Below are 7,760 nucleotides of genomic sequence, written 5' to 3'. Positions count from 1 at the left end.
GGGCGGTGGTGGGGCGGGTCGATTCCGGCGCTGCGGGCCGGGCGGGCCCTGGCGGGAGTCCGGCGGTCCGGGGAAGTCGTACGGCGTGTTCGGTCATGGGTCCACCGAACCGTGCGCGGGCCCGCCCGGTCTGTCGGGCAGGGGCTAGACCTGGGGTAGGGCCAGGCATACCCCCGGGGCTACGGCCGCGGGTATGGCGGTGCGCCCCGCCCTCCTCCTACCGTGATCGGCATGCATCCCCCCACCGTGTGGCAGGCGCTGTCCCGCCCGGGCTATCTGCTGTCCCCGTGGCGGGCCGCCGCCTACCTGCTCACGGGCGCGGCCGGCGGCGCCGTCGTCCTGGCGGCGCTGACGGTGTGGGCGGTCGCCGCCGGGGTGCTCGCGGTCGTCCTCGTGGGACTGCCCCTGCTGGCGGCCCTCGCCTTCGCCGGACTGCCGGTGGCCGCGCTGGAGCGGCGCAGACTGCGCTGGGTCGATCCGGCGCCCGCGCCCACCGCGCACGGCGAACCGGGCGCGCCCGGCGTGCGCGCCCGGCTCGCCGCCCGTCTGCGTGCCCGGGCGACCTGGCGCGAACTGGCCCACACGCTCCTCGCGGCCGGCCTGCTGTGGCCCGCCGAGGCGTTCGTGCTGGCCGTCGCCCTGGTCCTGCCGCTGGCGATGACCGCGACCCCGCTGCTGCTCGCGACCGTCGGCGGCGGGCGGGAGATCAAGGTGGCCAAGCTGTGGACCGTCACCGGTCAGGGCGCCGCGTTCGGCTCCGCCGCGCTCGGGGTGCTGCTGCTGGCGGCCGGCGCGTACGCCCTCGGCGCGGCGGCCGGGGCCCGGGCCGCGCTGACCCGCCGCCTGGTCTGCCCGCGCGAGGGGGGCCCGCAGGCCAGGGTCGTGGAGCTGACCAGGTCCCGGGCCCGGCTGGTGGACGCCTTCGAGGCGGAACGGCGGCGCATCGAACGCGATCTGCACGACGGCGCCCAGCAGCGCCTGGTCGCCCTCACCATGGCCCTCGGCCTGGCGCGGCTGGACGCCCCGCCCGGCACCCGGCTCGCCGAGCAGCTGGCCCGTGCCCAGGAGGAGGCGGGCGCGGCGCTGGCGGAGCTGCGGGAGCTGATCCACGGCATCCATCCCCAGGTGCTCGCGGACCACGGGCTGGCCGCCGCGCTCGCCGACGCCGCCGACCGGTCGCCGGTCCCGGTGGACGTCGAGTGCGAGCTGCCGACGGAGCGGCTGCCGCAGGCCGTGGAGGCGGCCGCCCACTTCGTGGTGCGGGAGGCGCTGGCCAACGTGGCCCGGCACAGCGGGGCGCGCCGCGCGTGCGTGCGGGCGCGGCTGCACGAGGGGCGACTGCTCGCCCTGGAGGTGGGCGACGACGGCCGCGGCGGCGCCGACCCGTCCCGCGGCACCGGGCTGACCGGGCTCGCGGACCGGGTGTCGGTGCTGGATGGAACACTGTCCGTGACCAGCCCTGCCGGCGGCCCGACCCTGCTGCGTGTGGAGATCCCTTGCGAGCCGATGCCGACCCCGACCCCGCCCACGTCGGCGACCGCGTTGCCGACGCCGACGGAGGCGGACCGCGACCGGGACGGCGGCGAGGGCTGCGCGTCGTCCTCGCCGAGGACAGCGTCCTCCTCCGCGACGGCCTGACGGCGCTGCTCGCCCGCTTCGGCCACGAGGTCGTCGCGGCGGTCGGGGACGCGGGCGCCCTGCTCGCGGCCGTGGCCGAGCACCGTCCGCAGGTCGTCGTCACCGACGTGCGGATGCCGCCGGCCTTCCAGGACGAAGGGCTGCGGGCGGCGGTCCGGCTGCGCGCCGACCACCCCGGGCTGCCGGTGCTCGTCCTGAGCCAGTACGTCCAGCGCGCCTACGCGGCCGACCTCCTCGACTCCGGGGACGGCAGCGGCGTCGGCTATCTGCTCAAGGACCGGGTCGGCCAGGTGGAGGAGTTCGTGGCCGCCCTCGCGGAGGTGGCGGCGGGCGGCACGGTCGTCGACCCGGAGGTGGTGCGGCAGCTGCTGCGGCGGCGCCGCGACCCGCTGGAGCGGCTCACCCCGCGCGAACGCGAGGTGCTGGCGCTGGTGGCCGAGGGGAAGTCCAACGGCGCGATAGCCAGGGCGCTCGTGGTCTCCGAGGCCGCCGTCGGCAAGCACATAGGCGGCATCCTCACGAAGCTGGACCTGCCGCCCGCCGACGACACCCACCGCCGGGTCCTCGCGGTGCTGGCCTACCTCAGAAGCTGAGGGGCGCGCCGGCGGCGCCCCTCAGGAGCCGAGGGGCTTGGCGTAGCAGCGGCTCGCCTCGTATCCGCGGTAGTAGCCGAACTTCGTGCACGGCTCGTAGCCGCTGGAGGTGTACAGGGCGATGGCCTCCGGCTGCTCGGTGCCCGTCTCCAGGACCATCCGGACGCGTCCGGCGTCGCGCGCGTCATCCTCCAGGGCGGCGAGCATCCGCCGCGCCAGACCTCGCCCGCGCATGTCCCGGACCACGAACATCCGCTTCAGCTCGGCGTCGCCGTCCTCGTTGCCCTCGCCGTTCTCGTCCTGGCTGCGCCAGCCGCCGGTGGCGACCGGGCGGTCGCTGTCGTCGTAGGCGATGAGATAGACGCCGCGGGGCGGCTGGAAGTCGGCGGCGGCGAGGACGGTGGCGTCGCCGCCGTCACCGTAGCGCTCGTGGTACTCGGCCTGGACCTCGTCGTTGAGCTTGACCGCGTCGGGATGGTCGAAGGGGACCGGACGTATTCTCACGCCCCACACAGTACGGGTTTGCGCCCCAGCTCCCCCCGACGGCCGCGACGGCCCCCGCTCTCCCCGGCGGCCCCCGCCCGGTATCGTGCCGGGGTGCTGACCGTGACCTCCGTGAATGTGAACGGGCTGCGTGCCGCCGCGAAGAAGGGCTTCGTGGAGTGGCTCGCGGACACCGCCGCCGACGTGCTGTGCCTTCAGGAGGTGCGGGCCGAGCCCGAGCAGCTGCCGGAGACGGTCCGGGCTCCCGAGGGGTGGTACGTCACCCATGCCCCGGCCGCCGCCAAGGGCCGTGCCGGCGTCTCCCTCTACACCCGCCGTGAGCCGGACGCCGTGCGGATCGGCTTCGGCTCGTCCGAGTTCGACGGCAGCGGCCGCTATGTCGAGGCCGACCTGCCCGGCGTGACGGTCGCCTCCCTCTACCTGCCCTCCGGCGAGGTCGGCACCGAGCGGCAGGAGGAGAAGGTCCGCTTCATGGACCTGTTCCTCGCCCATCTCAAGGAGCTGCGCGAACGCGCCGCCGCCGACGGCCGCGAGGTCCTGGTCTGCGGCGACTGGAACATCGCCCACCGGCCGGCCGACCTGAAGAACTGGCGCGCCAACCAGAAGAGCTCGGGCTTCCTGCCCGAGGAGCGGGAGTGGCTGAGCCGGGTCCTCGCCCCGGCGGACGGCGGCTACGCGGACGTCGTGCGCGAGCTGCACCCGGACCTGGAGGGGCCGTACACCTGGTGGTCGTACCGGGGGCGGGCGTTCGACAACGACTCGGGCTGGCGCATCGACTACCACGTCGCGACGCCCGGCCTCGCGGGCAGGGCCGTCAAGGGGCTGGTGGAGCGGGCGGCCACGCACGCCGAGCGCTGGTCGGACCACGCCCCGGTGACCGTCGTCTACGACCTGTAGGACGTCGGGGACCGGGTCAGGGCTCGCCGCGCAGCCGCCGGTCCAGCGCCAGGGACAGTTCCGCCTCGACCACGCTGCGGGCCAGGGGGCGCAGGCGGGGCAGGTCCTTCTCGGTGGTGTGGCGCAGGATCAGGTCGGTGAAGAGGGCGGCCAGGGCGTCGGCGTGCTCGCGGACGCGTACGCCCGCCGCCAGGACCTCCGCGAGCGGGATCCCCTCGGCGACGAGGGCGGACGACACGTCCAGCAGCCGTCGGCTGATGTGGACGATCTCGTCGCCGTCGGTGCCCAGGTAGCCGAGGTCGAGGGCGGCGGCGAGGTTCTCCGGGGTGACCTGGCCCTCGAAGCGGGCGGCGAGTTCCTCCGGGGTGAGGCGGACGGGCTCCTCCTCGGTGGGGCCGCCGACGCCGATCAGCTCGGCCACGTCGCTGCCCTGGTCCAGGGCGTCGGCCAGTTCGGCGATGCCGGTGAGGGTGTGGCCGCGTTCGAGGAGGGCCGAGATCGTCCGCAGTCGGGCCAGGTGGTGGTCGTCGTACCAGGCGATGCGGCCCTCGCGCCGGGGCGGCGCGAGCAGTTTGCGCTCGCGGTAGAAGCGCAGGGTGCGCACCGTGATGCCGGCCTCGGCCGCCAGCTCCTCCGCCCGGTACTCGCGCTTGTCCGTCACGGGCGAAGCTTATGTTGTACCGCCGGTAACTTTCCTTCTCCCGGCCCCCTACCCATCGGTACGGACCTGCTCTACTCTCCCATTGCGCCAGTGTTCACTGGCAGAGTCGCGAGAGTCGCACGGCTGGGAGGTGTCGGGATGACCGAACACGTACGGGTGGCGGTGATCGGATCCGGCTTCGGCGGACTGGGGGCCGCCGTGCGGCTGCGCCGCGAGGGGATCACGGACTTCGTGATCCTCGAACGGGCGGGCAGCGTGGGCGGCACCTGGCGGGACAACAGCTACCCCGGGTGCGCCTGCGACGTCCCGTCCCACCTCTACTCCTTCTCCTTCGCGCCCAACCCGGACTGGCCGCGCACCTTCTCCGGACAGGAGCACATCCGCGCCTACCTGGAGCACGTCACGGACGTGTTCGGGCTGCGCCCGCACCTGCGGCTCGACTCCGAGGTGCTGCGGATGACCTGGGACGCGCAGGAACTGCGCTGGGACGTCGAGACCAGCGCCGGACGCTACTTCGCGGACGTCGTCGTGTCGGCCACCGGGCCGCTGTCCGACCCGAAGATCCCGGCGATCCCCGGCCTGGACTCCTTCCCCGGCAAGGTCTTCCACTCGGCCCGCTGGGACCACGACCACGATCTCGCGGGCAAGCGCGTCGCCGTGGTCGGCACCGGCGCCTCGGCCATCCAGATCGTGCCCGCCATCCAGCCGGACGTCTCCCGGCTGACCCTGTTCCAGCGCACCCCGCCGTGGGTCATGCCCCGCGTCGACCGGGCCGTCACCGGCGCGGAGCGCGCCCTGCACCGGGCCCTGCCCGTCACCGCCCGGCTGCGGCGCGGCCTGCTGTGGGGCATCCGCGAGTTGCAGGTGCAGGCGTTCACCAAGCATCCCAACGAGCTCGGCTTCGTCGAGCAGCTCGCCCGGCGCAACATGGCCCGTGCCGTCAAGGACCCCGAGCTGCGCGCCCGGCTCACCCCCGACTACCGCATCGGCTGCAAGCGGATCCTGCTGTCCAGCACCTACTACCCGGCCCTCACCCGCCCCAACGTGGACGTCGTCGCGAGCGGCCTGAGCGAGGTGCGCGGGTCCACGCTGGTCGCCGCCGACGGCAGCGAGGCGCAGGCCGACGTGATCGTGTTCGGCACCGGCTTCCACGTCACCGACATGCCGATCGCCGACCGGGTGGTGGGCGCGGACGGGCGCACGCTCGCGGAGAGCTGGAAGGGCGGCATGGAGGCCCTGCGGGGCGCGTCGGCCGCCGGGTTCCCCAACTGGATGACGATCATCGGCCCGAACACCGGTCTCGGGAACTCCTCCATGATCCTGATGATCGAGTCCCAGCTGAACTACATGGCCGACTATCTGCGGCAGCTCGACGTCCTCGGGGGCCGTGCCGCCCTGGACGCCCGCCCGAGCGCGGTGCACGCCTGGAACCGCCGGGTGCAGGACCGGATGAAGCGGACGGTGTGGAGCACGGGCGGCTGCACCAGCTGGTACCTGGACGCGAGCGGCCGCAACACGACCGTCTGGCCGGGCACCACCGCCGAGTTCCGCAGGGCGACGCGCCGGGTCGACCTCGCGGAGTACGAGGTGGTGCGCGCGCCCGTCCGCACCGGCGCCACCGGCGGGCCGGCCGGCCAGGAGAAGGACGGCCAGGAGAAGGAGGTGACGGCATGACCGCCGCCGCCGACGTCGCGCCCGTCCGCGAGCTGACCGCCGTCTCCGCCGACGGCGCCCCCGTGCACGTGGAGGTCCACGGCCCGGCCTCGGGGGCCGAGGCCGCGCCCGCCGTCGTCCTCGCCCACGGCTGGACCTGCTCCACGGCGTTCTGGGCGGCCCAGATCCGCGAACTCGCCGTCGACCACCGGGTGATCGCGTACGACCAGCGCGGGCACGGACGCTCCCCCGCGAGCCCGGCGTGCAGCACCGACGCCCTCGCCGACGACCTGGAAGCCGTCCTGCGGGCCACGCTCGCCCCCGGCGAGAAAGCGGTGATCGCCGGTCACTCCATGGGCGGGATGACGGTGCTGGCGGCCGCCGGCCGGGACGCCTTCCAGGAACACGCGGCCGCCGTCCTGCTGTGCAGCACCGGCGCCTCGCGGCTGGTCGCCGAGTCCACCGTCGTCCCGCTGCGGCCGGGCCGGCTGCGGACCTGGCTGACCCGGCACGTCCTCGGCTCCCGGGCGCCCCTCGGGCCGGTCACGCCCGTCGCGATGCGGATCCTGAAGTACGCCACGATGGGCGCCGGGGCGGCCCCGCACATGGTCGAGGCGTGCGCCCGGATCGTGCACGCCTGTCCTCGCCGGGTGCGGCACGCCTGGTCCGGCGTGCTGCACCTGCTCGACCTCGAACAGGGCGTGGCGCGGCTGGGCGTGCCGACGGCGGTGCTGGTGGGCGCCGCCGACCGGATGACGCCGCCGGTGCACGCGCACCGGATCGCGGCGGCGCTGCCGCACTCCCTCGGGGTCACCGAACTGCCCGGCGTCGGACACATGACGCCGGTCGAGGCGCCCGAGGCGGTCACCGCACGCATCAGGGAACTCGTCACCACGTACACGCAGTTGAAGGAGGGCGCATGAGCAGGGTCGGGATCGAGGGACAGGTCGTCGTGGTCACCGGGGCGGCGCGGGGCGTCGGGGAGCTGCTCGCCCGCAAGCTCTCGGCGCGCGGCGCGCGGATCGCGCTCGTCGGCCTGGAGCCGGACGAGCTGAAGCAGGTGTCCGAGCGGCTGCACGGCGACAGCGACCACTGGTACGCCGACGTCACCGACCACGAGGCGATGAGCGCGGTGGCGGCGCAGGTGAAGGAGCGCTTCGGCAAGGTGGACGTCGTGGTGGCCAACGCCGGTGTGGCCAACGGCGGTCCGTTCGCCGACTCCGATCCGGACTCCTGGCGGCGGGTCGTCGAGGTCAACCTCATCGGATCGGCCGTCACGGCCCGCGCGTTCCTGCCGCTGCTGCGCGAGAGCCGCGGGTACCTGTTGCAGATCGCCTCGCTCGCCGCGATCACCCCGGCGCCGATGATGACCGCGTACTGCGCGTCCAAGTCGGGCGTCGAGGCGTTCGCGCACAGTCTGCGCGCGGAGGTCGCCCACCAGGGCGTCCGGGTGGGCGTCGGCTATCTGTCGTGGACGGACACCGACATGGTGCGCGGGGCCGATCAGGACGAGGTGATGCGGGAGTTGAGGCAGCGGCTGCCGTGGCCCGCGAACAAGACGTACCCGCTGGGGCCGGCGGTCGACCGGATCGTCGCCGGCGTCGAGCGGCGTTCCGCGCACGTGTACGGGCAGGGGTGGCTGCGCGGGATGCAGTCGGTGCGCGGATACCTGCCCGGGATCATCGGGACCGTCGGCCGTCGCGAGATGAAGCGGTTCGCGCCCCGGCTGCGGGGGATGCGGACGGGGCTGGTGGGAGCGGGCGGTTCCGCCGACGAACAGGCCAGGGCTACGCAGCGTAGTTGATCGAGATGCG

The 7,760-nt window shown here is 74.6% G+C and carries 8 protein-coding genes; 6 read left to right on the top strand and 2 right to left on the bottom strand.

Features of this window, described 5'->3' with window-relative positions:
* Nucleotides 1–231: 231 nt before the first annotated feature.
* Both KMS84_RS12325 and KMS84_RS12320 read left to right on the top strand, forming a co-directional pair.
* On the top strand, nt 232–1,638 hold the full coding sequence (locus tag KMS84_RS12325) for a sensor histidine kinase (protein WP_256916203.1): 1,407 nt from the start codon (nt 232–234) through the stop codon (nt 1,636–1,638).
* Nucleotides 1,590–2,231, top strand: coding sequence for a response regulator transcription factor (locus KMS84_RS12320; protein WP_256916208.1), 642 nt, complete (start codon nt 1,590–1,592; stop codon nt 2,229–2,231). Before KMS84_RS12325 ends, KMS84_RS12320 begins: the two co-directional genes overlap by 49 nt.
* Before the next feature lie 21 nt (nt 2,232–2,252).
* On the opposite strand, the gene KMS84_RS12315 is transcribed toward KMS84_RS12320, so the two are convergent.
* On the bottom strand, nt 2,253–2,735 hold the full coding sequence (locus KMS84_RS12315) for a GNAT family N-acetyltransferase (RefSeq protein WP_256916202.1): 483 nt from the start codon (nt 2,733–2,735) through the stop codon (nt 2,253–2,255).
* 93 nt (nt 2,736–2,828) lie between these two features.
* Between KMS84_RS12315 and KMS84_RS12310 the strand changes: the two genes are divergently transcribed.
* Entirely contained in the window at nt 2,829–3,632 is an 804-nt protein-coding gene (locus tag KMS84_RS12310; protein ID WP_256916201.1) for an exodeoxyribonuclease III, read from the top strand.
* 16 nt (nt 3,633–3,648) lie between these two features.
* Here KMS84_RS12310 and KMS84_RS12305 read toward each other — a convergent pair whose 3' ends face one another.
* Nucleotides 3,649–4,293 (bottom strand): MerR family transcriptional regulator, encoded by a 645-nt coding sequence (locus KMS84_RS12305; protein WP_256916200.1) that lies wholly within the window; start codon nt 4,291–4,293, stop codon nt 3,649–3,651.
* 138 nt (nt 4,294–4,431) lie between these two features.
* Here KMS84_RS12305 and KMS84_RS12300 point away from each other — a divergent pair, with 138 nt between their 5' ends.
* Genes KMS84_RS12300 through KMS84_RS12290 form a run of 3 tightly spaced genes read left to right on the top strand, consistent with a single transcriptional unit; the run spans nt 4,432 to nt 7,750 of the window.
* A complete protein-coding gene (locus KMS84_RS12300; RefSeq protein WP_256916199.1) occupies nt 4,432–5,967 on the top strand; it encodes a flavin-containing monooxygenase in 1,536 nt (511 codons plus the stop codon).
* Entirely contained in the window at nt 5,964–6,869 is a 906-nt protein-coding gene (locus KMS84_RS12295; protein ID WP_256916198.1) for an alpha/beta fold hydrolase, read from the top strand. The genes KMS84_RS12300 and KMS84_RS12295 overlap by 4 nt, the downstream gene beginning before the upstream one ends.
* A complete protein-coding gene (locus KMS84_RS12290) occupies nt 6,866–7,750 on the top strand; it encodes an SDR family oxidoreductase (protein WP_256916197.1) in 885 nt (294 codons plus the stop codon). Before KMS84_RS12295 ends, KMS84_RS12290 begins: the two co-directional genes overlap by 4 nt.
* Nucleotides 7,751–7,760: the final 10 nt, after the last annotated feature.

It is taken from the genome of Streptomyces hilarionis (genome assembly GCF_024539675.1).
GTDB lineage: Bacteria > Actinomycetota > Actinomycetes > Streptomycetales > Streptomycetaceae > Streptomyces > Streptomyces hilarionis.
This window is presented reverse-complemented; position numbering and strand designations above follow the sequence as displayed.

Excerpts from the sequence above, each read along its gene's own strand:
- KMS84_RS12300 (WP_256916199.1), top strand. The coding sequence starts at position 4,432 with ATGACCGAACACGTACGGGTGGCGGTGATCGGATCCGGCTTCGGCGGA.
- KMS84_RS12290 (WP_256916197.1), top strand. The coding sequence starts at position 6,866 with ATGAGCAGGGTCGGGATCGAGGGACAGGTCGTCGTGGTCACCGGGGCG.
- KMS84_RS12325 (WP_256916203.1), top strand. The coding sequence starts at position 232 with ATGCATCCCCCCACCGTGTGGCAGGCGCTGTCCCGCCCGGGCTATCTG.
- KMS84_RS12295 (WP_256916198.1), top strand. The coding sequence starts at position 5,964 with ATGACCGCCGCCGCCGACGTCGCGCCCGTCCGCGAGCTGACCGCCGTC.